The organism is Corynebacterium provencense, assembly GCA_900049755.1.
Lineage (GTDB): Bacteria > Actinomycetota > Actinomycetes > Mycobacteriales > Mycobacteriaceae > Corynebacterium > Corynebacterium neomassiliense.
In genome coordinates, this window is the sequence record LT160592.1 from 1,396,644 (window position 1) to 1,419,882 (window position 23,239).

Sequence of the window (23,239 nt, forward strand, 5' to 3'; positions counted from 1 at the left end):
TGTTGGCCCCGGGGCACATTGATTTAACCACATCTAGATGGGTATAAGAGACCGCCCCTTCCACTGCTGCGACGGAGAGCCCCGCCGCACCGCCGAACGCCCGTCGTCGCTGAGGCGGTGTCCCCGGCATTCATAGGTCTCCGTGTCCTGCCGCGCGCTGATCCATCCGGAACGCCACGGGTCGAGACCCTCCTCGGGTACGCTGCCGGGGCCCATGGTCCGGTAGACGCGGACGGGTTCATTCGGGGTGCCGTCCGGTGACGGGTCCAGGTGGATCTCCGTCACCGGGACGCGGATGCCGTGGTCGGCGTCCTCCACCAGTCCGGGACGGTGGGAGGGGTGCTGTTCCCTGCAGGGCACGTACCCGGTCTCCGCTCTCTCCCCCGGGTCCGTCGACTGCGGCGTGCCCGCCGGATCAGCGGCAGTGCCCTGCCTGTGGACATATGTGTCAGCCATGGCTGAGTTCCTCACTTCCTACGCCGGTGTCAACCGGATCAGGTTCTACGGTCCCGGACACGTCAGTCCGGTCTCAGCCCCTTTCCCGGGGCACCCGTGTGGTCACACAACGTGTAGCACGCAGGACTGTTGGAGAGCAAAATCACATCACCCCGGAAAGGGTTTTCCCGCTGATCAGATACCTGGACCGTGCAGGTGGGAGGGCACTACCATGGCCCCATGACAGAACGCCCCAGCAAAAAACACCCCCGTTCCCTGTCTTTCGAGACGCAGAGCGTGCACGCCGGCAACTCGGTCGACCCCGGTACCGGGGCGATCCGTACACCACTGGTCCTGGCGAACTCCTACGCTCTGCCGGAGGACCCCTCGGAGGTGTCCTGGTCCGGTACCGAAGTCCCGCTGTACACCCGCAACTCCGGTGTCAACCAGATCGCCCTGCAGAAGAAGCTCGCGGTACTCGAGGGCGGGGAGGACGCCGTCGTCCTCGCCTCCGGTGTGGCGGCCCTGCACTCGGTGTTCTTCACCTTCCTGCGCTCCGGCGACCACATCGTCGTCGCCGACGTGACCTATGAGGCCACCTGGCGGTTGTTCGCCGAGATCCTGCCACAGAAGTACGGGATCAGAGCCACGTTCGTCGACGCCTCCGACCTTTCCGCGGTGGAGGCGGCGGTCACCCCGGAGACAAAGCTCATCCATGTCGAGACGATCGGCAACCCGACCACGAAAGTCACCGACATCCGGGCGGTCGCGGACATCGCCCACCGCTCCGGTGCCCTGCTGAGCGTGGACTCCACCTTCACCCCGCCACCGTTGTACCGGCCGTTGGCCGACGGCGCGGACCTGGTGGTCCACTCGCTGACGAAGTACATCAACGGGCACGGGGACGCCATGGGCGGCGCCGTCATCGGTGCCCGGGAGCTGATCGACCGGATCAAGGCCGATGCGATGGTCGACGTCGGCGGCGTGATCTCGCCCACCAATGCGTGGCTGATCATGCGGGGTTCGGTCACCCTGCCGCTGCGGATCAGGCAGCATGTGGCCTCTGCCGCCCGGATCGCCGAGTTCCTGGAGGCCGATCCCCGCATCGCCTATGTCGCCTACCCGGGACTGGAGTCCCATCCACAGCATGAGCTGGCGGAACGGCAGTTCGGGGGACGCGGTTACGGCGCCGTGCTGGCGTTCGCCCTCGACGGTGACCCGGACCTGCAGAACAGGTTCGTGGCGAACCTCGAGGTCATCACCAGTGCGGTCTCGTTGGGCCATGACGAGTCCCTCATCGTGCACGTCGGTACGTCAGGCCCGAGAGTGGCCGCGTACCCGGAGGGCTTCCGGACCCTCGGCCATCTCCGGCTCTCGGTGGGCCTGGAGAACGTCGATGATCTGCTGGCCGACATCGCAGCCGCCCTCGACGCCGTCCTTCCCCGGGCGTAGTTTTCCGGCGAAAGGCTCCCCGGCCGCATCCGGGTCCCGGCCCCTCCCCTGCGGCCCGGTGCCGCCCCTGCGTCCCGGTGCCGCCCCTTGCCCCCCGTCACCGTCAGGCTTAGTATCTGCGTATGCATGAAGATACTGAGAAGTGCACGCTCAACGCCGACAGCCAGTACGCGGACTTCGCCGCCGAAGTGTTCTCCCTGCTGGCGGACGCCACCCGCGTACGGATCATCCTCGCCCTGCGTGCCGGCGAAAAGTCTGTCGGCGAACTCGCCGAAGCAGTCGGAAAATCCCCGACGGCGGTCTCCCAGCACCTGGCGAAACTGCGCTGGGGCAGAATCGTCGAGCCCCGCCAGGACGGAAACCGCGTCTACTACCGTCTCATCGACGAACACGCCCGCGAGCTGGTGACACACGCGGTGTTCCAGGCCGAACACGTCGTCAACGGCGTACCCCGCCACCACCGGACCGGGGAAGGCACCTACACCACCGACACCGGCGCTGCCACCGGACAGCAGGACGACTGATGTCCACCACCGCGGACGCCGGGACAGGGCGTCCTCCCGAGGTGCAGCGGCCCCTGTGGCAGAGAATCGACCGTACCGACCTGGCCCGGACAGTCTTCCTCGCCGCCTGCTCCGTCGCAGTCGCACTCGGAGCGACCTGGCCCTGGGACCGCCTCCCCGTGATCGCCGTCGTCGGACTCGTCGCCGGATGCTGGCCGATCCTCACCGAAGCCGTCCGGGACGCGGTCAACCGGCGCATGAGCATGGAACTGTCCATGCTCATCGCGATCATCGCCGCGGCCGCCATCGGCGAATGGACCACAGCACTGGTCATCACCACATTCGTCCTCGCCGCGGAGATCCTCGAAGACCTTTCGATGGACCGCGGCCGCGGTGCCCTGACAGACCTGATGACATTCCTGCCGGACACCGTCCGGGTCCGTGGCGCCGGCGCGACAGTCACGACCGTCCCCCGCGACCAGGTGAGACCCGGACAGACAGTCGTGGTGCCGCCGGGAGGACGCATCCCCGTGGACGGCACCGTCACCGCCGGCCACTCCACCGTCGACCAGTCCCGGATCACCGGAGAATCCCTGCCCGTCGACGTCACCGTGGACGACACCGTCTTCGCCGGCTCCGTCAACCAGGTCGGAGCCGTGGAGATCCGTGCCGACCGGGTGGGGGCGGACTCCTCCTACGGACGGATCATGGAGGCCGTCCGACTGGCGCAGTCCAGCGAACCACCCGTACAACGGCTGGCCGACAGGCTTGCGGCATGGCTCGTCTACCTCGCTCTGGGCGGAGCCCTCGTCACCTACCTGCTCACCCGGGATCTCACGGCGACGATCTCGGTCATCGTCGTCGCCGGCGCATGCGGTATCGCCGCAGGAACCCCCCTGGCGGTGCTGGCCGCCATCGCACGCATCGCCCGCGCCGGAGCATTCGTCAAGGACGGGGCCCACCTTGAGGCACTGTCGACCGTGGACACGGTCGTCTTCGACAAGACGGGAACCCTCACCACCGGACGCCCGACCGTCACACGTGTCATCACCGTCCCCGGAGGCCCCGACGAGGACGCCCTGCTCTCCTACGCCGCGGCAGCAGAAAACTACTCCGAGCACCCCCTGGGCCGGGCCGTCGTCGCCCACGCACAGACACTCGGCCTACCGGTGGAGGCGTCGCAGAACTTCACCTACTCACCCGGACTGGGAGTGTCCGCGGAAGTCGGAGGACGGCAGGTCACCGCTGGGAACACGGCATTCGTCCCCGGGGCCCCGGCGTCCTTCCCCGACGAGGTCGCCACCGCGGTACACATCGGCGTCGACGGCAGGTACGCCGGTTCTGTACTGCTCGCCGACGAAATCAGGCCGACCTCCTCCCGGGCTGTCGCCGACCTGCACGACGAGGGCGTGCGCACCATCATGATCACCGGCGACTCCGCCGGGACGGCCCTCGCTGTCGGCAGGGCGGTGGGCGTCACCGACGTTCGCGCCGACCTGCTCCCCGAGGACAAGACCACTGTGATCGACCGCGAACGGGCCGCAGGCCACCGGCTGGTGATGGTCGGCGACGGGGTCAATGACGCCCCGGCGCTGGCGAAAGCTGACGTGGGAATCGCCATGGGAGGGGGAACAGACATCGCCCGGGAAAGCTCCGACGTCATTCTCGTCAGCTCCGACCCCCGCGATCTGGTCACCACCCTGCGCACGGCCCGGCGGGCACGCCGGATCGTGACGTTCAACTTCATCGGGACCGTGACTGTCGACCTGGCAGGAATCGTACTGGCGGCATCCGGACTGCTCAGTCCGGTGGTCGCCGCCTTCGTCCATGTCGGGTCGGAGACGGCGTTCATCCTCAACTCTGCGCGGCTGATACCCGGGCGGCAGCGTCGAACTCCTCCGCGGTGAGGGGCAGTCCCTCCAGCTCCGGTTCCCGGAACTTCCCGTCAGTCAGGAGATCTTCGTAGAGTCTCCGGTACAGGGCGGGCCGGAAGTCGGTCGCTCCGTCGATCAGCGGGTTCGGTTCGAACTTCTCCCGCGTGGCCAGGCTGAGGTCGATCACAGCGCTGTACATCCTGTTCTCGATCGCCCGGGGATCGGTGAACGGCAGGCCGGTGTAGTACTCGGTGTCCCAGAACCGGGTAGTGGGCCCTATGATGCTCGACCCGCCCCAGAAGACGTTGCGGAGGTCGGTGCCGGCCAGATTCGCGGAGACGATGTAGATCTGGTTGGTGATCACCCCCGCCTCCAGTGTGGTGGACCCGAGGGCTGTTCCGTGGCATTTCGCCAGGGCAGTGCAGTTGACGTACAGGCGGCACCCTTTCGCTGCGTAGTAGCGCATCAGCTCCGGGAAACAGTAGGAGTCGTAGCAGATTCCCAGACCGACCGGACCCCACGGAGTGTCGAACATGAAGGGTGAGTCCCCCCTGGTGGCCCAGTTCGGTTCAGGTGAGGGCAGATGTATCTTGCGGTAGGAACCGATGATCCCCTCCGGGCCGCAGACGCAGGCGGAATTGTAGATCGTGTCGGGTTCCCCGGCGTCTCTCTCCGGCAACCCGAATGCGACGAACACCCCCAGCTCCGCGCTCTTCTCCGCGATCACCCGGGAACTGGGCCCGGGGACTGTCTCAGCGAGGAGAGTCTGCATCTTCCCGGCTTTCGGTTTGTCCGCTTCATCGTCGTATCCGGTGAGCGCCATCTCCGGGAAGACGACCAGACCGGACCCCTCAGCCGCGGCGGCCTCAATGTATCCGAGCATGCGGTTCAGATTGCGTTCCTTGTCCCCCCACTTCGCGTTGAACGACACTGTCGACACTCTCATGATGTCCTTGTCCATGGCTGCTTCCTCCGGACCTGCCCGGCATCGGGAACGGTACTGTCCTGATGGTCGGTCCGCCGCGTTGCCGTGCAGGGTCGTCGACGTCACCGGACGGTAAAACCTCTCTGCGCGGCCCTGCCCCGGGGCAGGGGGCAAGAAGTTGCCGTCGGTGTTTCCGCCGCATCGGCGCCGACTGTCACCCGTCTGCGTCATCTGACCCGTCGGGGGCACCGGGGACACCGCCGAGGACGCCGAGAACCCCGGGGAAGGTCCTGAACCCGTCGGAGGAGAGAAAATGCCCGCCGCCGGGCACCACCCGGGCACGGACACCGAGCTGTACGGCCAAACGGTCCGTCAACGCAGGGGGCACCAGGGGATCGTCATCCGACCGGAGCACCACCGTACGGTCGATGTGGTCGGCAAGACCGGTGACGTCCTCCCCCACCCCGATGAAGTCATCCAGTTCCGGTAACGCGGGCAGCCGGTCAATGAATCCTGCGACGAGTACCAGCGAACCCAGCCTCCAGGAACCGGACCGTCCCTTCAGTTCCTCCGTTTCCTCCAGCGTCTTCAGATGCCGCAGGGTTGCCAGGCAGCCGAGACTGTGGGCGACAACCGCGGTGCCGGCATCGGGAACACCGACCGTCCGGCGCAGGGCGTCCTTCCAGGCACCGGGGTCAGGGTTGCGCGGGTCCGGCAGGGCAGGAACCTCACAGGGGACGCCGGTAGATTCCAGCTGGTCGGAGAGCCAACGGAACCAGTGGTCGTCCGGCGAGGCGGAGTACCCGTGGATGACGGCCACTCGGCGGGGCACAGTAGGTGATGAACGGGTCGAATGCACTTCCACGGGACCGGATGATAGAGGTTGACGCCGACGTGAAGGTCAAGCCGAACCACAGTGAGGGAGTTGACGATGCTGATCAGGGAACTGGCGGAGCGAACCGGGGTCAGTCCGCGGGCGCTGCGCCACTACGAGGACACCGGCCTGCTGACTCCCGGGAGAAGCTCCGGCGGCTACCGCCTGTTCACCGAAGACGACGTGGTGAGGGTCCGCCAGATCCGGAGGATGATCGACGCAGGTATGGGAACAACGCAGATCCGCCGCTACATCGACTGCGCCCGGAACGGGGACCACGGCTTCCAGCTGGACATGTGCCCGGACCTGCGGGCGGAACTCGATGAACTCGCAGTGCGGTTGTCTGAGGCCCGGCAGGCGATCCAGGCGAAACAGCAGAACCTCCGGGCGCTGACGGCGTCATCACCTGAACGGCTCCCCGGCAGTCCCTGCTGAACGGGCAGCGAGGCAGTACCGCCCGGCTGTCAGCGGTTCTCTTCGTCGCGAAGGTGTCCCCGGCCGAACGGGGTTCCTTCTGCCCGGATGGCCCCGGGGTCCGCTTCCGTCCCGGGCGGGCGGAGGAACTCGGCGTCAGCGACAACTCGCTCGGCGGTGTGCTCGCCTGGTACTCACTCATCCACACCGGCCCGATGCTCGAGACCTTCGATCATGCGGTCACCACGGCCTGGTACTGGCCGGTGGACATGCTCCGGGGGAAGGTCGAGGCAGCCGGGTTCGCTGTCACGCACGTGGAGAGCCGGTCGGAACCCGGATCGCGTGCACACGGGGCGATCACGGCAGTGCTGTCCTGACGTGATTTCCTGGGTGCTGTTGCAAAGTGGAGCGGGCGGTGCCCGGACGCTGATCGAGAAGGCGGTCCACAACCCTGTAGCCCTGATCTCTCAGGCGCCTGTGAAGGCCTTGGCGACGATCACCGCATCCGGGTTCGGACACCCGAAGGCGAACACCCTGCCCTGGCCTTTGCGTAGCGCGTGCATCGCCTCCATACCCTGCAGTGTCCTGTACGCCGACACCGGATTCTTGAACCCGCCACCTTTGGGACCCAGGATCCGCTTGAGCCGGCCGTGATGTCCCTCGATCACATTGTTGAGGTGTTTCACCTGCCGGTGAACTACTGTCCTCGACAGCTTATGCTCGTCGATCAGTTCCTTGATCGCTGCAGCGTAGGTGGGTGCTTTGTCGGTGCAGATGACCCGAGGACCACTGGGGTCCTCACCGTTGCGGACACGGTGACCAGTGCTACGCAGCGCTTTTCCCAAAAATCGCGTTGCTGCTGTCGTGTTGCGTCGGGTGGACATGTAAAAGTCCAGAGTCCGGCCGTCGTTGGTGACGGCCCGGTAGAGGTAGCACCACCTTCCACCTACCCGGATGTAGGTTTCATCCACTCGCCAGGAGTCGGCGAAGGCTACAGATCCTTTGCGGTACCAGCGGGTCCGTTTATCCAGTTCGGGACCGTAGTTCTGCACCCACCGGTAGATGGTGGTGTGATCCACTGGTGCACCACGTTCAGTGAGCATCTCTTCCAGGTCGCGGTAGGACACCCCGTAGCGGCAATACCAGCGCACTGCCCACAGGATGACGTCTTGAGGGTAGTGCCGACCGGAGAAAATGCCCATGACCGCTGATCCTGCCGACGGCAACCCAACTTTGCAACAGCACCCCCGGTCACAAGAACCTAGTGTTCGTCAGGTCGTTTACCAGCATCTTCACCCGCGCGTCTATGTCATCTCGGATCAGCCGCATACGCTGGGCTCCCTCGATCCCTCGGTCGGACGGCTCGTCAGTTAACCACCGTTGCAGAATCCCGACAGCGTCAGCGGGAAGTATCAGCTGAGCCTGTGCCCCGACGATGATGACCCGGTCAGCCCGTCGCAGCAATGCTGGATCCACACCCTTGGGACGATCAGCGCTCATGTCGGCTCCGACCTCAGCGATAGTTGACACGGACTGCTCATTGAGCCTATTTCCGGGATGTGTACCAGCCGAATGCACCTCAATGGCGTCACCGGCATGGTGGCGGGCCAGGGCAGCGGCCATCTGAGATTTACCGGCGTTGCTGACACAAACGAACAAGACACAGGGGTGAGTGGTCATGAGGCAGTACGGTCCTTTCGATCCGTGGCAGACCGAATACCGGCCGCCGGGGTGTGCGGCAGGCTCGGGTCCCCGGCGAACAACACCGGCCCCAGTCGCAGCATCACATACACCAGGCCGACCAGCACTGGAACCTCGATCAACGGGCCGATCGTGCCCGCCAACGCCTGGCCGGAAGCGGCCCCGAAGGTGCCGATGGCCACTGCGATGGCCAACTCGAAATTGTTGCCCGCCGCGGTGAAGGACACTGACGCTGACCTGGCGTAGTTCAGGCCCGCCATCTTCGCGGTAGTCAGCGCGAGGGCGAACATCCCGAGGAAGTAGACCACCAGGGGCACGGCCAGCCGTGCCACCGCCCACGGATTCGCCGCGATCTGGTCTCCCTGCAGTGAGAACAGCAGAACGATCGTGTACAGCAGTCCGATCAGTGCGAGCGGTGAGATTCGCGGCAGGTAGGTATTTTCATACCAGTCACGTCCTTTGAGCCTCTCGCCCAGCAGCCGGGAGCCCATTCCGGCCAGCAGGGGGATGCCCAGGAACACCAGCACCGAGGTGACAATCGTCCAGAAGGAGAACTCGGCCGAGGTTGTCTCCATCCCCAGCCAGGAGGGCAGGGCCTGCAGGTAGAACCAGCCCAGCACGGCGAACATGAGAACTTGGAACACCGAGTTAATCGCCACCAGCACGGCGGTGGCCCCACGGTCGGCGCACGATAGATCTGACCAGACCAGTACCATCGCGATGCAGCGGGCCAGCCCGACGATGATCAGCCCGGTGCGTAGCTCAGGTTGGTCCGGCAGGAAGATCCAGGCCAGGACGAACATGAACAGCGGACCGACAACCCAGTTCAACGTCAGTGACACGCCCATCAGCCGGGCATCACCGGCGATCTCGCCGACCTTGTCGTAGCGGACTTTGGCCAGCGGTGGGTACATCATTACCAGCAGGCCTACGGCGATGGGGATGGAGATTCCTCCGACCTCGACCGCGCCCAGGGCGTCACCGATGCCGGGAGCGGTCCGGCTGATGATCAGCCCGGTAGCCATGGCCAGGACAATCCAGACGGGGAGGAAGCGGTCCAGGAATGACATCCGGGCGGGTCCGGCAGTCGGGGCCGAGGTTGGGGACATGGCGTCCATCCTGCTCTATATCGACAGTGGTCGATACTAGAAGATAGTTCCGATATTGACGTCTGTCAATGTATCGTAGTGGTCATGAGTGCCACCCACCCCCTCCCCGATGCCGACGTTCTGGACAACCAACAGTGCTGCTCCCTGGGCTCCGGACCGCTGACCCAGGATGAGTCGGTGCACTACGCCGGACTGTTCAAGGTATTGGCAGAGCCCGCGCGGCTACAGATGCTGTCACAGTTGGCTGCCGCCGGGTGCAGACCGGTCAGTGTTGGTGAGCTCACCGAGATGATGGAGCTGAGCCAGCCAACGATCTCGCACCACCTCAAGGTGATGACCGAGGCCGGGTTGTTGGACCGTCGAAGGGACGGGCGCTGTGTGATCCACCAGGTTCGCCCCGAGGTGTTCACACAGCTGCGCACCGTGCTGCAAATCGGCTGACCACGCGTCTCTCGGAGGGAAACCGGGGAAGCGACAGAGGATCGACAGCAGTAGCCAGGATGGCAAAGCCAGTGCGGATCCGCCTTCAACGCGGGCACATACCGAGTGGCCTCATCTTGAGGCGGTGGTCATCCAGTGCCGGACAGGCAGGCCAGTCAATCGCCATCTATCTGCTTCAGGTCGGGGCTGACACTTCGGTCCTCGCCAATCAACCCCCACCGGGTGGCGCATGGTGACATGAGCGGGATGGCCGCCACTGTAGTGAGTCTCCACCGCGGGGTTCTCGAGTCTCTCCGACATGAATATGCCTGCCGGGCACCCCAGACACGTCAGTGGTCTTGCAGTCTCAGTAGGCTGCGGATCACCCCTCAAAGGCGTGAATGCATAGCTTCTTCGTAGAGTCGACCGAGCGGCGCTCATCGGAGAGGAAGTGCGATTAGAACTTCCAGCGGACACGTCAGGAAGCATAGAAGCATGGCGCATCGATGAGCCTTCCAGAAGGAGAGCGGAAGGGATCACTCTTATGCGGATGATTTGCGACGATCGTTATGAACGATTTCAACAGCTCACCATTGACATGCTGTCGGAGTAGAATTAGTGATAGTGCTCCGATAAGTGGCCGGAATGATTACGAATTGGTGCTAGTCTGTGGCCCGCCGATCAGTAACAGGCGTTCAGTCTGACACCTTAGATGGCCGTGCCGAAAAGAAGACCCACCCCATAGGTCACCGCTAAACCAGCGGCCCCGCCAGTGACGAGGCGCACAACCGAACGGAGTCTATCAGTGCCGGCAATCGTCGCGGAAATAGCTCCAGTCGCACCAAGAGCTACCAACGTTACTGCAGTGATCACCGCAGGCTCTGCTACATCCGGAGATAGAATGATTGCCAACATTGGCAGCACGGCACCAACAAGAAACGACAATGCAGATGCCAATGCGGCATTCCAGGGACTGACTAGATCATTATGGTCCAGACCTAGTTCCAACTTGAGGTGGACTCGCAACGGATCCGATTTCCCGATCTCACCAGCAGCTGCCTCGGCTGTCTCGGAGGAAATACCGTAGCCGCGCAGGATACCAACTAGTTCTCCGTGCTCCTCGACTGGCATGTCGCGCAGTTCCCCGCGCTCCTTATCGATGAGCATCCTCTCAGTGTCTCGCTGAGCCGATACGGACACATACTCGCCGAGCGCCATCGACATCGCTCCCGCTATGGTGGATGCTATGCCAGCGGTGACGACGACCGAGTCTTCAGCCCCTGCACCCACCATCCCGAGAAGCATGGCGGAGACTGAAACAATTCCATCGTTTGCTCCTAGGACACCGGCCCGTAATCTGTTTAACATATTATTCTCACCCTGGTTGTGATGTTCTCCTGGGTGGTTCTTTGAGATCATCGTTAAACAATAGGTTAGAATGAAGATATTCGTCTACCATGGTTAGCCAATGCAATATCTGACGACTCACGCCGCCTCGTCTAAGCACTGTGGTGTGGTCCTGGCTGGAGCGAATCATCTTGAACTGAAGTACATCGCGACCTCCTATTGGCGCGCCCGGTCGCGAAGCGGTGACTTCCTGCAGAGTTCACTGTCAATATCCTAGCTAGATCCTGTCGGTGTTGGACATGACACTGCGGAAGTGGGCCGAGTGGCGGGAATCTGACGGATTATGGCACATATCATGCCTCTGAAATGTACTTTGGCTTCCCTTTATTGAGTTTAATCGTCGAATATTTGAAGTAAGTAAAAGATGTCAGTTTCCCAGTGAGGATACCGAACCCAAATGATGAAGATTGAATCTTGTCCGGTAAGTTGCCGTCTATGTTTACATCGTTCGCTGGACTGCCACTCCACCCGTTTATCATTCACCTGGTGCTGTTGCAAAGTTGGGTTGCCGTCGGCAGGATCAGCGGTCATGGGCATTTTCTCCGGTCGGCACTACCCTCAAGACGTCATCCTGTGGGCAGTGCGCTGGTATTGCCGCTACGGGGTGTCCTACCGCGACCTGGAAGAGATGCTCACTGAACGTGGTGCACCAGTGGATCACACCACCATCTACCGGTGGGTGCAGAACTACGGTCCCGAACTGGATAAACGGACCCGCTGGTACCGCAAAGGATCTGTAGCCTTCGCCGACTCCTGGCGAGTGGATGAAACCTACATCCGGGTAGGTGGAAGGTGGTGCTACCTCTACCGGGCCGTCACCAAGGACGGCCGGACTCTGGACTTTTACATGTCCACCCGACGCAACACGACAGCAGCAACGCGATTTTTGGGAAAAGCGCTGCGTAGCACTGGTCACCGTGTCCGCAACGGTGAGGACCCCAGTGGTCCTCGGGTCATCTGCACCGACAAAGCACCCACCTACGCTGCAGCGATCAAGGAACTGATCGACGAGCATAAGCTGTCGAGGACAGTAGTTCACCGGCAGGTGAAACACCTCAACAATGTGATCGAGGGACATCACGGCCGGCTCAAGCGGATCCTGGGTCCCAAAGGTGGCGGGTTCAAGAATCCGGTGTCGGCGTACAGGACACTGCAGGGTATGGAGGCGATGCACGCGCTACGCAAAGGCCAGGGCAGGGTGTTCGCCTTCGGGTGTCCGAACCCGGATGCGGTGATCGTCGCCAAGGCCTTCACAGGCGCCTGAGAGATCAGGGCTACAGGGTTGTGGACCGCCTTCTCGATCAGCGTCCGGGCACCGCCCGCTCCACTTTGCAACAGCACCCTACCCGCTCGTGAGCGAGCTCGCTGCTGCAGGGATCCCTGTGACGGTGACGTGTCGGGTGCTCAAGCTCTCCCGCCAGCCCTGCTACCGGTGACTGGCTGACCCCGTCACTGCGAGCGAGGTGGTGGAGGCGTATCGCGCGAAGGCGCTGTTCGACGCGCATCGTGATGACCGAAGAGTTCGGGCACCGACTACTTGGACGACGAAGCCCGTCAGGCCGGTGAGCCGATGGTCGATCGAACCGCGTGGCGGATCACATCGAGCAACAGCTGGTGGTCTGTGTTCGCCGAAGAAACGGGGCAAGAACGGGAAGAAGCCCGGCCCGCCCGTTCATGATGATCGTTGTGCTGCTGTTGATGAACACGGCCGTACCAGGCATGTGTTCGCCGCGACGCGGGGGAATGAGCTCTGGCTCGTGGACATCACGGAGCACAGGACTGCGGAGAGTAAGCTCTACGCGTGTGCGATCAACAACGCCTTCTCCGGGCGCGTCGTCGGGTACTCGATCGACTCACGGATGACGTCCCGCCTGGCTGTCCAAGCCCTCGAGAACGCCGTGGCGATGCGCGGTGACGTCGCCGGTTGCGTGGTCCATTCGGACAGGGGATCTCAATGTCGAAGCAGGAAGCTCCTACGCGCTCTGGCCCGTCACCGCATGGTCGGATCGATGGGCAGAGTCGGGTCCAGCGGCGACAATGCCGCCATGGAATCGTTCTTCTCTCTCCTGCAGAAGAACGCCCTTGATCGGCGTTCCTGGACCACGCGTGAACAACTGAGGATCGCGATCGTGACCTGGATTGAGAGGACCTATCACCGCCGACGACGGCAGGCCTGTCTGGGACGTTTGACCCCGATCGAGTTCGAGGCCATCATGACCAAGGACGTCGCCCTCGCGGCGTGACTAACAACTGTCACCTAAACGTGCAGCAGACCCGCCGAGCACCAGCGCACCGTCATCGACTGGTGGCTGCACCTGCATACGCAGGTCCCCGGCGACCCTGTCAGGATCGCCGGGGAACAGAGATGGGGGCAGGCCGCACTCGCCAAAGCACAAGGCCTGCTCGCAGCTGAAGACCAGTCACCGTCTGACGACGGTCGGCCAGCCTTCCACGACACCGCGATTGACTCCACCTACCAACACTCTATGGGAGTGCAGACAGGCTGGCTCGGCCGATGACACGCCGGTGAAAGACACACATTTTGTCGTATGACCCCATTTTGTCGTCTAACCCTGGAACTCTCACCGAGCGAACACCCGGACAACGAAAAACCGGAGGTCACAAACCCTTTCGGGTTTGTGACCTCCGGTCCGTGCGGTCCGTGAACCGCTCACTGTGGGCGAAGGGGGACTTGAACCCCCACGTCCCGAAGGACACTGGCACCTGAAGCCAGCGCGTCTGCCATTCCGCCACTCGCCCGTGGCATCGGCCATCATGGTCGACAAGGTTGCGCCTGCAACGGGTAGTAAGGTTATCACCGGGGCAGTGACCACACAAAGTCGCAGGTACTCAACCATTTTCGCCGCTCCCGGCGCGGACCTTTCCCCCGTTGCGTCCTGTCCACCCTATATAATGGACCATACTGTTCACCCGACCAGAACTGCAGCGTGCCCCGGTCGCGGACTTCGTCAACGGCAGGGCACAAGGAAGGCAGGACCCCGGTTCATGGATCTCTTCGGACGATTCCGCAAGCTCGACAGTTCACTTCAACGTGGGCTGGACAACGGCTTCGCGCGCGTGTTCGGCGGTGAGGTCGTCCCCGCCGAGATTGACGAACTGCTCAAGCAGGAGGCGGAGGACACTCTCATGGAGGACCGGTCAGGTGCCCTCCACGCTCCTTCAGCCTACGAGGTCCACGTCGCCGCCCACGACCATGAGACCCTGCTGTCCAAGCGCCCTGACCTGGACCGGGAACTGCGGGACCGCCTCAACCGCTTCATCCGGAACGAGGGCTGGTCCACAGCCGCACCGGTGACGGTCGATCTCGTGAAGGATGACACCATGCACACCGGCCAGCTGAAGTGCCGGTCCAGTTTCACCTCCACCCACCAGCGGGAGGTCGGTCCGCGTGAGATGAAGCCGGCGGACCACGGGGAGGACGCCGCAGCCCCGCAGTGGCCCCGCTCCGAACCGGACTCCGGCCGTAATCCGGTGGCGCGCCCCTACGACGCCGACAGTTCCTCCGACGGTGCAGACAACTCAGGTAGCCCCGGCGGCGCGACCGGTGCCCCGGACGCGGCCGGAGCCGCAGGAGCCGTAGGAGCCGCCGAACGCCCCCACCGAGGTCGTCCCCGGCCCCTCCGCCGACCCGGTCAACGGCGTCGACGGCCTCCAGTCCACCGGTTCCGGCGGATACCAGGCGGCGGTGCAACGCACCGTCACCCTGCACCTCATGGACGGTTCCGACCGCACCTACGAACTGAAACAGGGCAGCAACACCGTCGGTCGCGGCAACCAGGTCGACTTCCGTCTCCCGGACACCGGCGTCTCACGTCGTCACGCCGACATCACCTGGGACGGCTTTGACGCCGTCCTCACCGACCTTGACTCCACCAACGGCACCACCGTCAACGAGATCCCGGTCGAGAACTGGCTCCTCGCCGACGGTGACGTCATCTCCGTCGGCCACAGTGACATCGAGGTCCGCTTCAGCTGACAGTCGTTCAGCCGGGGGCTCTGCCGTAGAGTGGTCACCGCCGGTCCCCGGTCTTAACCCGTGTTCCCGTCGTCCCCGAGGAGTTGACCCTTCATGCAGTCCACCCTGGTTCTGCTCGTCAAGGTCGTCCTGTTGGTCGTCCTGTGGCTGTTCATCTGGGTCACCGTCCGTGCGATGAACCGGGACGTCGCCAGGGCGACGTCCGGTGCCGCCCCCGTAGGCCCCGGCACCGGTCACGCCCCCTCGGCACACTCCGCACGAGGTCTCGCATTCTCACGCTCAGCCGCCCCCCGGTCCCTGATCCTCACCTCCGGTCCCCTCGCCGGCACCACCCTGGCGCTCAGCGGATACGACGAGATCACCGTCGGACGGTCATCCGGATGCACCCTCGTGCTCGAGGACGACTTCGCCTCCGGGACACACGCCCGCCTCATACGACGGGGACCTGACTGGTTCCTCGAGGACCTCGACTCACGCAACGGGACCTTCCTCGACGGTCAACGGATCGACCAACCGGAACCGCTCCACGTCGGCAGTGAATTCCGGGTGGGCCAGACCAGCGTGAGGATGGACGCATGACACTCGCACTCGACTACGCCGCACGGTCAGACCGGGGCCTGGTGCGCGGCAACAACGAAGATTCCGCCGTCGCGGCGTCCCACCTGCTCGCACTCGCCGACGGCATGGGCGGCCACGCCGCCGGCGAAGTCGCCTCCCAGCTGATGATCGAGGCACTCTTCCCCCTGAACACCATGTTCGGCGGAGATCCCGTCCCCGCCGACCGGCTGCCCGCCATGCTCGTCGAGGCGATGGAGGACGGCAACCGGGCGATCGCCGCCCACGTCGACGAGAACCCCACCCTCGAAGGGATGGGCTGCACGCTCAGCGCCCTGCTGTTCAACGACGGCAGACTGGGGGTCTGCCACGTCGGCGACTCCCGCGGCTACCTGCTGCGCGACGGCGTCCTCACCCAGATCACCAAAGACGACACCTACGTCCAGTCACTTGTCGACGAAGGGAAACTGGACCCCGCCGACGTGTCCAGCCACCCCCAGCGCTCCCTCATCCTCAAGGCACTGACCGGTCGCGCCGTCGAACCGACCCTGCAGCTGCGTGACGCCCTGCCGGGCGACCGGTACATGCTCTGCTCCGACGGACTGTCCGACCCCGTCAGCGCGGACACGATTCGCGACGTCCTCGCCGAAGGGACCCCCACCGAAGCCGCGGAGCAGCTGATCAACCTCGCACTCCGCGGCGGAGGACCGGACAATGTCACGGTCGTCGTCGCCGATGTCGTCGACGTCACCGACCGGGACGACAGCGCACCCGAGCTGCCCACCGAAGTTGCCCTGGCCGGGGCCATCGACTCGGAGGCCACCGAACTTCCCCGCCCCGACACCGCCGCAGGCCGGGCCATGGCGGTCAACATCGTCAACCGCAGTGCGCCGTCCCCCTCCACCGGCGGAACCACCCCCGCTGCCCGTGGAAACAACGGACGGAATCCCCGCCGGACCAGCCGGACCGTACCCGCCGCCGACGACGGGGCAGCAGAGGACGCCCCCTCCGACGGGGACGGCCGTTCCCGTCGGACACGGCGTCGCGTCCTGGTCGCACTGACCGTCCTCGTACTCCTCGTCGCCGTGGTCGGCGTCGGCGGATTCATCGCCAAACGCAGCCTCAACGACTCCTACTACGTGGCGGTCGCCGCCGAATCCGATCTTCCCACCCCCTCAGCCGTACCGACCAGCACCACAACCGCACCCGGCCCCTCCACGTCCCCTGCCCCCGCAGACCCTGCAGACCCCACAGACCCTGGGGCACCGGCAGCCCCCGGGGAAGCAGGCGGGCAGGACGACGCCGGACAGTCCGACCGGAACCGTCCCTCCGCCGCGCAGACCACCGCCCCCGCCACCGGACAGACCCCGGCCACCACGACCCGCGCCACCCCCGCCACCTCCCGCAGTGCAGGCGCTGCGACGGAGGGCACCCCGATCATCATCTACCAGGGAGCCCCGGGCAGTTTCCTCGGCATTTCCCTGCACTCCGCATACCAGGAGATCTGCCTCGACAGGGACGCCTCGGTCCGGCTGCTGCCCGCAGGGTCCACGGACTCCTGCCACCGCTTCAGCACCGCCGATCTCACCCCGGCAGCCAGGGGAACCCTGGACACCCTCCCCCGTGACTCCTACCAGTCGATCCAGGACCAGCTGCGCCGACTGTCCGCCCAGACCCTGCCGGTCTGCGTCACCCGGAACTCCGACGAGTCCGACGGAGACCCCGCAGACCTGACAACCCCTGGTGTCTCCTGCCGGGAGGTGAACTGACGTGCCCCGCCGCGGAAAGACCACCGCCGACGCGACCGCACCGGCCGGCAAGACCGGACGGTTCGCCCACCTGCGCCCCCTCGAGTTCGGACTGCTGATCTTCTCGGCACTGATCCTCGGTACCGCCGTCGTCGCACTGCAGCTGTCACAGTCCGATGCCGCCACCCGTGCCGGGGGGGACGCGACCGGCCTGACCTCCGAGGTCTTCCCCGTCATCGGCGGATACATCGCCGTGTTCGGGGTCGCCCACGTCGTGATGTGCCTGAAGGCCCCGGACGCCGACCAGCTCATGCTCCCCATCGCCGCCCTGCTCAACGCCCTCGGACTGGTGATGATCTACCGGATCGACCTGGCGGCGGAAACGTCCCGGGCCAATTCCCAGATCATGTGGACGGTCGTGGGGGTGGCGATATTCTGCGCCGTCATCGTCTTCATGCGCTCCCACCACAACCTGCAGAACTACGCCTACCTGCTGGGCCTGGGAGGACTGTTCCTCTCCGCCCTCCCGATCGTGTGGCCCACCTCGATCAACGCGGACGCCCGGGTGTGGATCAGTGTCGGACCGTTCTCCATCCAGCCCGGAGAGTTCGCGAAGATCATGCTGCTCATCTTCTTCGCCGCACTCCTGGTCAACAAGCGCACCCTGTTCACCGTCGCCGGGCGCAGGGTGCTGGGGCTGCAGTTCCCCCGGCTCCGCGACCTGGGCCCGATCCTCCTCGTCTGGGGTCTCGCCATCCTCATCTGCGTGTTCCAGAACGACTTCGGCCCCGCCCTGCTGCTCTTCGGCACCGTCCTCGGCATGCTCTACATCGCCACCGGCCGGTCCTCCTGGCTGGTTCTCGGACTGGGCCTGGCGGTCATCGGCGGATGGGGTGTCTTCCAGATCTCGGACAAGATCCGTGACCGCTTCACGAACTTCCTCGACCCCCTCGCCACCTACGACGACGGAACGGGCTACCAGCTGTCCCAGGCACTGTTCGGACTCAGCTTCGGCGGGATCACCGGCACCGGTATCGGCCAGGGCTACCCGCAGCTCGTCCCCGTGGCATACGCCGATTTCATCCTCTCCTCGATCGGCGAGGAACTCGGCTTCATCGGACTCGCCGCCGTCCTCGTCCTCTTCGCGGTCCTGGTCACCCGTGGCATGGTCACCGCGCTGAGGGCACCGGACTCCTTCGGCAAACTGGTCGCCGCAGGCCTCGCCCTGACCATGGCGATCCAGGTCTTCGTGGTCACCGGCGGTGTCTCCAAACTCCTGCCGATGACCGGCCTGACCACACCTTTCATGTCCCACGGCGGGTCCAGCCTTCTGGCGAACTACCTGCTGCTGGCTATCCTTCTGAAAATCTCCCACGATTCCCGGACCCGGGAGAAGGCGGCGCCTGCCACCTCTCCCGCCGACAGTGATCCGGCGAACCCGTCGACCAGTACAGGAGTGGCACAGTGAACAGGGCCATCCGCAATGTCGCAGTCTTCGTCTTCGTCCTCATCGGTGTCCTGCTGGTCAACCTGACCTGGATCCAGGGATTCCAGACGGACACCTACGCGGAGAATCCGCGCAACGCCCGCCAGTACTTCGAGACCAAGTCTGTCCCCCGCGGCCAGATCACCGCCGGCGGACAGGTTCTCGCCCAGTCCACCCCCGACGAGGACGGCTACTACCGACGCACGTACCCGACAACCCCCGCCGCCTACGGTGCCGTCATCGGCTACCTGTCCGACCGTTACGGCGCGGCGGGGATCGAACAGTCACAGAACTCCATCCTCGACGGCACCGACGAGTCCCTCCTGTCCAGCCAGGTGTGGGACACTCTCACCGGCAAGGAGAAGAGGGGCGCGAACATCGAGCTCACCCTCAGCCCCGGCGTCCAGCAGACCGCCTACAACGCCCTGTCGAACGCCGGCTACTCCGGGTCAGTTGTCGCGATCCGTCCCTCCACCGGGGAGATCCTGGGCATGGCGTCCACCCCCACCTTCAATCCCTCGGACATCGCCTCCGACGACACAGACGCCGCAGACGCCGCATTCCAGGCACTGCAGAACGACCCGGACTCACCCCTGCTCAACCGCGCGGTCCAGCAGACCCAGCCCCCGGGGTCGACCTTCAAGCTGATCACCACGGCCACGGCCCTCCAGGCCGGCGACAACGCCGACACCTCCGTCACCGGGGCCCCGCAGATCACCCTGCCTGACGGCACGACCACCCTGGAGAACTACGGCGGCTCCTCCTGCGGTGCAGCCACCGTCACCCTGCGCACCGCCTTCGAGAAGTCCTGTAACACCGCCTTTGTCGACCTCTCGCAACGTCACGGCACCGACGCGTTCAAGAACACCGCCGCCGCCTTCGGTGTCGGCGACGAGGAGGCCGACAGCCACCTCGGGCTGCCGGTGCAGTCCTCCTCTGTCGGGGAGATCCCGGACGCCTCCGCCCTGGCACAGTCCGCCATCGGGCAGCGTGACGTGGCCCTGACACCACTGCAGAACGCGGTCATCGCCGCGACCATCGCCAACGGCGGCACCCGCATGGAACCGCACCTGATCAAGCAGGTCACCGGTGCCGACCTCAGCCCGCTGGAGACGACGAAGCCGAAGGAGGTCACCCGTGCGATCTCCTCGGACATCGCCTCACAGCTCACCGACCTGATGAAGGACGCCGAAGTGTACGCCGGCGGCACCGGCGGCCTCGCATCGAAGACAGGTACCGCCGAGCACGGGGTGGATTCCCGGAACTCCAGCCCCCACGCCTGGTATGTCGCCTTCGCACCGCAGGGTGATGTCGCCGTCGCAGTCCTCGTCGAGAACGGCGGCGACCGTGGACAGGCCGCCACCGGTGGTTCTGTGGCGGCACCGATCGGGCGCGCCGTCATCCAGGCGGCCCTCCAGGAGGCGCAGTGATGAGCGACGACACCGCAGTTTTCCCCGCCGGCGGCGGCCCCGACCCCGTCAGGGAGGACGCCCGCCGTATGCAGCGCGTCCTCGACACCCACTACGGCCACCGCTACCGGGTCGACCGCATCATCGGCAGGGGCGGCATGTCCACCGTCTGGCTCGCCGCCGACGGGCCTGACCACGATGTCGCCGTCAAGGTCCTCAAACCGGAACTGACCGACGACGCCGAGTTCCGTGCCCGCTTCCGTGCGGAAGCGGAGGCGGCCGAGACCGTGCACTCTCCCCATGTCGTCGAAACCTACGACTACGGGGAGGTACCCGATGTCGACGGCACCGGGGTGACCTACTGCTTCATCGTCATGGAGTACGTCCAGGGCGAGTCCCTCGCCGACATCCTCTCCCGGGAGAAGACTCTGCCGGAGATCATGGCCCTGGACCTCATCGCCCAGGCCGCGACGGGGCTCCAGGCGATCCACGACCGTGGGCTGGTCCACCGTGACATCAAACCCGGCAACCTCATGATCACCGCCGACGGTGTCGTGAAAGTCACCGACTTCGGGATCGCGAAGGCCGCCTCCGCGGTGCCGCTGACCCGTACCGGCATGGTCGTGGGAACGGCGCAGTACGTCTCCCCCGAGCAGGCCCAGGGTCACAACGTGGGCCCCAGCAGTGACGTGTACTCCCTGGGGGTCGTCGGCTACGAGATCCTCGCCGGCCGCCGGCCCTTCTCCGGGGACTCCACCGTCTCGGTCGCACTGAAGCACATCAGCACTCCCGCGCCGGAGATCCCCGGAGAGGTGTCCCCGGCAGTTCGTCAGCTCATCGGTATCTGCCTGCGCAAGGACCCCACGGCGCGCTACGCCGACGGTGGGGAACTCGCCGCGGCCACCCTCCGTGTCCGCGCGGGGAACATGCCCCCCGCTCCTGCCGCACTGGCCCGGACACAGGTCGTCCCTGCACCGGGCCCGGGTGGACCGGATGCTGTTGCTGACGCCGCGCACACCCGTCTCGCCCGGGTCACCGACCCGACGAACATGGGCCCGGCACCCCGCTCAGGAGGTCCCGCCCCTGCCCGGCCCACCGGCCGGAAGAACCCTCCCCCCGGAGCCGCCGTGCGTGCACCGGGGCGGAGCACAGGTCGACCGGCCCGGAAGAAGTCCGGGGCAGGGTGGATCTGGTTCGCTGTCCTCGCCGGCGTCGCCGCCGTCGGGGTGCTCGTCTGGGCATTCACCTCAGGTCTGGGAGGCTCAGGCGGGAAAGCGCCCTCGACCACCACGGTTCTTCCTCCGGCTCCGGTGGAGACCTATGACAGCGGGACGGAGCAGACACCGGAGGTCATCCCGGAGGACACCCCCGGTGAGACGGTCGTCCCGGTCCCGCCGGATGACGGCGGCACGACCGGGACGCCTATCGAGACGGATGTGACCCCGCCGACGGAAACCGGGACCCCCGGTGGTGACGGGGGCGACGGAGGGACCACCGGAGGTGGTGAACCCGGCGGTGAGACCGGCGGAGGCACCGGAGGAAACGAACCCGGCGGGGACACCGGAGGCGGCCAGACCGGCGGCACCGGTGGAGGTACCGGCGGACAGACAGGTGGCCAGACCGGAGGAGGCACCGGTGGCGGCGCCGGTGGAGGTACCGGCGGGCAGACAGGCGGAGGCACCGGAGGAGGCACCGGAGGCAACAGTGCTCTGCCGGTACCGGGGACGACCTCGACGACAGGGGAGTCGGCGACTGTCACCGGCGCCGCCTGACCGTGGCGCGGACCGGGAGGGATCCCGGCTCCGGGGACAGCCCCGGTGGGGTACTGTCCCGGTGGCCGGGTTCCACCGGTGGACAGCCGACCAGCAGTGGGAAGCAGGACTGAGCAGTAGGACCTTGTGCCGGACCCCGGTAAGGTCTCATCGTGGAAAACCCTGACCGGGCAGAACCGACAGGAGAAGGGAGACGGATCGTGGACCTGACCAACGCCGTACTCGGCGGCAGGTACCGTCTCGGTGCCGTCATCGGCACCGGCGGTATGTCGGACGTCTACGCCGCCACCGATGAACTCCTCGGTCGCGACGTCGCCGTGAAAATGATGCGGGCGGATCTCGCCCGGGACGACACCTTCCTCGAGCGCTTCCGGCGCGAGGCGAAGAATGCCGCGAAACTGAACCACCATGCGATCGTGGCGGTGTACGACACGGGCCAGACCGATCCCGGTTCCGGGTCCGTCCCCTACATCGTCATGGAGCGTGTGCACGGTTCGACCCTGCGGGAGATTCTGCGGGACTCGGGCCCGCTCCCCCTGCCGGAGGCGGGCCGGATCATGGCCGAGGTCTGCCGTGCCCTGTCCTTCTCCCACGAGGCCGGGATCATCCACCGGGATGTGAAACCGGCGAACATCATGATCACGAACACGGGCGCCGTGAAGGTGATGGACTTCGGTATTGCCCGGGCACTGTCCGATTCCACGTCGGCGATGACGCAGACTTCGGCGGTCATCGGCACCGCCCAGTACCTTTCCCCGGAGCAGGCGCGGGGCCGTTCCGCGGACGCCCGCTCAGACCTCTACGCCGCGGGCTGCGTCCTCTACGAGATCACCACCGGGCGTCCCCCGTTCTCCGGGGAATCCCCGTTCTCGGTGGCGTTCCAGCATGTGCAGGACGCCCCGACTCCCCCCTCTTCACTGCCCGGTATGCATCTCGACGCCAGGCAGTCACTGGCACTCGACTCGGTCACGCTGACCGCCATGGCGAAGGACCCCTCGGACCGTTACGATTCCGCCGCGGAGATGGCCGACGATCTGCAGGCCCTGGCGGAGAACCGTATGCCCCTGGCCGCCGTGAACTACGAGGACGCCGAGGTGTCCGGTGACGGAACCGGCCCTGGTGGTGCACGGGCCGCGGGGGCGGGGGCCGCCGCGGCCG

Annotated in this window: 23 protein-coding genes, 1 tRNA gene, 2 pseudogenes and 1 riboswitch; of the genes and pseudogenes, 17 read left to right on the forward strand and 9 right to left on the reverse strand. The window is 65.4% G+C overall.

Features of this window, described 5'->3' with window-relative positions; translation table 11 throughout:
• Positions 1-33: 33 nt before the first annotated feature.
• Entirely contained in the window at positions 34-456 is a 423-nt protein-coding gene (locus tag BN3906_RS06365) for a hypothetical protein (RefSeq protein WP_066585533.1), read from the reverse strand.
• Positions 455-564, reverse strand: a riboswitch (TPP riboswitch). Its footprint overlaps the gene before it by 2 nt.
• Positions 565-675: 111 nt before the next feature.
• On the opposite strand from BN3906_RS06365, the gene BN3906_RS06370 reads away from it, so the two are divergent.
• The 3 genes from BN3906_RS06370 (at position 676) to BN3906_RS06380 (ending at position 4,297) form a co-directional block, all read left to right on the forward strand.
• Complete coding sequence (locus BN3906_RS06370; RefSeq protein ID WP_066585535.1) at positions 676-1,887, forward strand: trans-sulfuration enzyme family protein; 1,212 nt, start codon at positions 676-678, stop codon at positions 1,885-1,887.
• 122 nt (positions 1,888-2,009) lie between these two features.
• Entirely contained in the window at positions 2,010-2,411 is a 402-nt protein-coding gene (locus BN3906_RS06375) for an ArsR/SmtB family transcription factor (RefSeq protein ID WP_066585537.1), read from the forward strand.
• Entirely contained in the window at positions 2,411-4,297 is a 1,887-nt protein-coding gene (locus tag BN3906_RS06380) for a heavy metal translocating P-type ATPase (RefSeq protein WP_066585540.1), read from the forward strand. Before BN3906_RS06375 ends, BN3906_RS06380 begins: the two co-directional genes overlap by 1 nt.
• On the opposite strand, the gene BN3906_RS06385 is transcribed toward BN3906_RS06380, so the two are convergent.
• Both BN3906_RS06385 and BN3906_RS06390 read right to left on the reverse strand, forming a co-directional pair.
• Positions 4,245-5,225, reverse strand: a complete 981-nt coding sequence (locus BN3906_RS06385; protein ID WP_078057176.1) for a carbon-nitrogen hydrolase family protein — start codon at positions 5,223-5,225, stop codon at positions 4,245-4,247. The two genes, BN3906_RS06380 and BN3906_RS06385, sit on opposite strands and share 53 nt — an antisense overlap.
• Before the next feature lie 178 nt (positions 5,226-5,403).
• Complete coding sequence (locus tag BN3906_RS06390; protein WP_066585543.1) at positions 5,404-6,009, reverse strand: RBBP9/YdeN family alpha/beta hydrolase; 606 nt, start codon at positions 6,007-6,009, stop codon at positions 5,404-5,406.
• A 111-nt stretch (positions 6,010-6,120) separates the two neighbouring features.
• On the opposite strand from BN3906_RS06390, the gene BN3906_RS06395 reads away from it, so the two are divergent.
• Together BN3906_RS06395 and BN3906_RS06400 are read left to right on the forward strand one after the other, a co-directional pair.
• Complete coding sequence (locus BN3906_RS06395; protein WP_066585546.1) at positions 6,121-6,498, forward strand: MerR family transcriptional regulator; 378 nt, start codon at positions 6,121-6,123, stop codon at positions 6,496-6,498.
• Positions 6,499-6,551: 53 nt separating this feature from the next.
• The gene (locus BN3906_RS06400; RefSeq protein ID WP_066585548.1) at positions 6,552-6,854 is read left to right on the forward strand and encodes a hypothetical protein; all 303 of its coding nucleotides are present in this window, start codon (positions 6,552-6,554) and stop codon (positions 6,852-6,854) included.
• A 90-nt stretch (positions 6,855-6,944) separates the two neighbouring features.
• Here the strand turns inward: BN3906_RS06400 and BN3906_RS06405 are convergent, their stop codons facing one another.
• From BN3906_RS06405 to arsB, 3 genes are read right to left on the reverse strand one after another with little or no spacing between them, the layout of a single operon-like run.
• Entirely contained in the window at positions 6,945-7,679 is a 735-nt protein-coding gene (locus BN3906_RS06405) for an IS6 family transposase (protein WP_066585550.1), read from the reverse strand.
• 49 nt (positions 7,680-7,728) lie between these two features.
• Complete coding sequence (locus BN3906_RS06410; protein ID WP_066585553.1) at positions 7,729-8,157, reverse strand: arsenate-mycothiol transferase ArsC; 429 nt, start codon at positions 8,155-8,157, stop codon at positions 7,729-7,731.
• On the reverse strand, positions 8,154-9,287 hold the full coding sequence (arsB, locus tag BN3906_RS06415) for an ACR3 family arsenite efflux transporter (protein ID WP_066586259.1): 1,134 nt from the start codon (positions 9,285-9,287) through the stop codon (positions 8,154-8,156). The genes BN3906_RS06410 and arsB overlap by 4 nt, the downstream gene beginning before the upstream one ends.
• An 84-nt stretch (positions 9,288-9,371) precedes the next feature.
• On the opposite strand from arsB, the gene BN3906_RS06420 reads away from it, so the two are divergent.
• Entirely contained in the window at positions 9,372-9,728 is a 357-nt protein-coding gene (locus BN3906_RS06420) for an ArsR/SmtB family transcription factor (RefSeq protein ID WP_066586262.1), read from the forward strand.
• Positions 9,729-10,415: 687 nt separating this feature from the next.
• Here the strand turns inward: BN3906_RS06420 and BN3906_RS06425 are convergent.
• Positions 10,416-11,126, reverse strand: coding sequence for a VIT1/CCC1 transporter family protein (locus BN3906_RS06425; RefSeq protein WP_147592822.1), 711 nt, complete (start codon positions 11,124-11,126; stop codon positions 10,416-10,418).
• A gap of 517 nt (positions 11,127-11,643) precedes the next feature.
• Between BN3906_RS06425 and BN3906_RS06430 the strand changes: the two genes are divergently transcribed.
• From BN3906_RS06430 to BN3906_RS15435, 3 genes and pseudogenes are all read left to right on the forward strand, one after another.
• Entirely contained in the window at positions 11,644-12,378 is a 735-nt protein-coding gene (locus BN3906_RS06430; protein WP_066585559.1) for an IS6 family transposase, read from the forward strand.
• Positions 12,379-12,835: 457 nt separating this feature from the next.
• Positions 12,836-13,357 (forward strand): IS3 family transposase, encoded by a 522-nt coding sequence (locus tag BN3906_RS14795; protein ID WP_078057177.1) that lies wholly within the window; start codon positions 12,836-12,838, stop codon positions 13,355-13,357.
• Positions 13,358-13,393: 36 nt separating this feature from the next.
• Positions 13,394-13,633: pseudogene (locus BN3906_RS15435) on the forward strand (IS256 family transposase); the annotation flags it as partial.
• 158 nt (positions 13,634-13,791) lie between these two features.
• On the opposite strand, the gene BN3906_RS06440 reads toward BN3906_RS15435, so the two are convergent.
• Positions 13,792-13,874: transfer RNA gene (locus BN3906_RS06440), tRNA-Leu, on the reverse strand.
• Between the two features lie 246 nt (positions 13,875-14,120).
• Here BN3906_RS06440 and BN3906_RS15440 point away from each other — a divergent pair.
• Positions 14,121-14,420, forward strand: a pseudogene (locus tag BN3906_RS15440) (DUF3662 domain-containing protein); the annotation flags it as partial.
• Positions 14,421-14,654: 234 nt separating this feature from the next.
• Here the strand turns inward: BN3906_RS15440 and BN3906_RS15445 are convergent.
• On the reverse strand, positions 14,655-14,837 hold the full coding sequence (locus BN3906_RS15445; protein WP_187119908.1) for a hypothetical protein: 183 nt from the start codon (positions 14,835-14,837) through the stop codon (positions 14,655-14,657).
• 10 nt (positions 14,838-14,847) lie between these two features.
• Between BN3906_RS15445 and BN3906_RS15450 the strand changes: the two genes are divergently transcribed.
• The 7 genes from BN3906_RS15450 to BN3906_RS06475 all read left to right on the forward strand — a co-directional run.
• Positions 14,848-15,111, forward strand: coding sequence for an FHA domain-containing protein (locus BN3906_RS15450; protein WP_187119897.1), 264 nt, complete (start codon positions 14,848-14,850; stop codon positions 15,109-15,111).
• 93 nt (positions 15,112-15,204) lie between these two features.
• On the forward strand, positions 15,205-15,690 hold the full coding sequence (locus tag BN3906_RS06450) for an FHA domain-containing protein FhaB/FipA (RefSeq protein ID WP_066585561.1): 486 nt from the start codon (positions 15,205-15,207) through the stop codon (positions 15,688-15,690).
• Complete coding sequence (locus BN3906_RS06455; protein WP_066585563.1) at positions 15,687-17,435, forward strand: protein phosphatase 2C domain-containing protein; 1,749 nt, start codon at positions 15,687-15,689, stop codon at positions 17,433-17,435. Before BN3906_RS06450 ends, BN3906_RS06455 begins: the two co-directional genes overlap by 4 nt.
• A gap of 70 nt (positions 17,436-17,505) precedes the next feature.
• Complete coding sequence (locus tag BN3906_RS06460) at positions 17,506-18,882, forward strand: FtsW/RodA/SpoVE family cell cycle protein (protein ID WP_066586268.1); 1,377 nt, start codon at positions 17,506-17,508, stop codon at positions 18,880-18,882.
• Entirely contained in the window at positions 18,879-20,330 is a 1,452-nt protein-coding gene (locus BN3906_RS06465) for a peptidoglycan D,D-transpeptidase FtsI family protein (protein ID WP_066585566.1), read from the forward strand. The genes BN3906_RS06460 and BN3906_RS06465 overlap by 4 nt, the downstream gene beginning before the upstream one ends.
• A complete protein-coding gene (locus tag BN3906_RS06470; RefSeq protein ID WP_066585569.1) occupies positions 20,330-22,081 on the forward strand; it encodes a serine/threonine-protein kinase in 1,752 nt (583 codons plus the stop codon). The genes BN3906_RS06465 and BN3906_RS06470 overlap by 1 nt, the downstream gene beginning before the upstream one ends.
• Positions 22,082-22,347: 266 nt before the next feature.
• Positions 22,348-23,239, forward strand: an 892-nt coding sequence (locus BN3906_RS06475) for a protein kinase domain-containing protein (RefSeq protein WP_261796882.1), incomplete at its 3' end; no start/stop codon positions are given.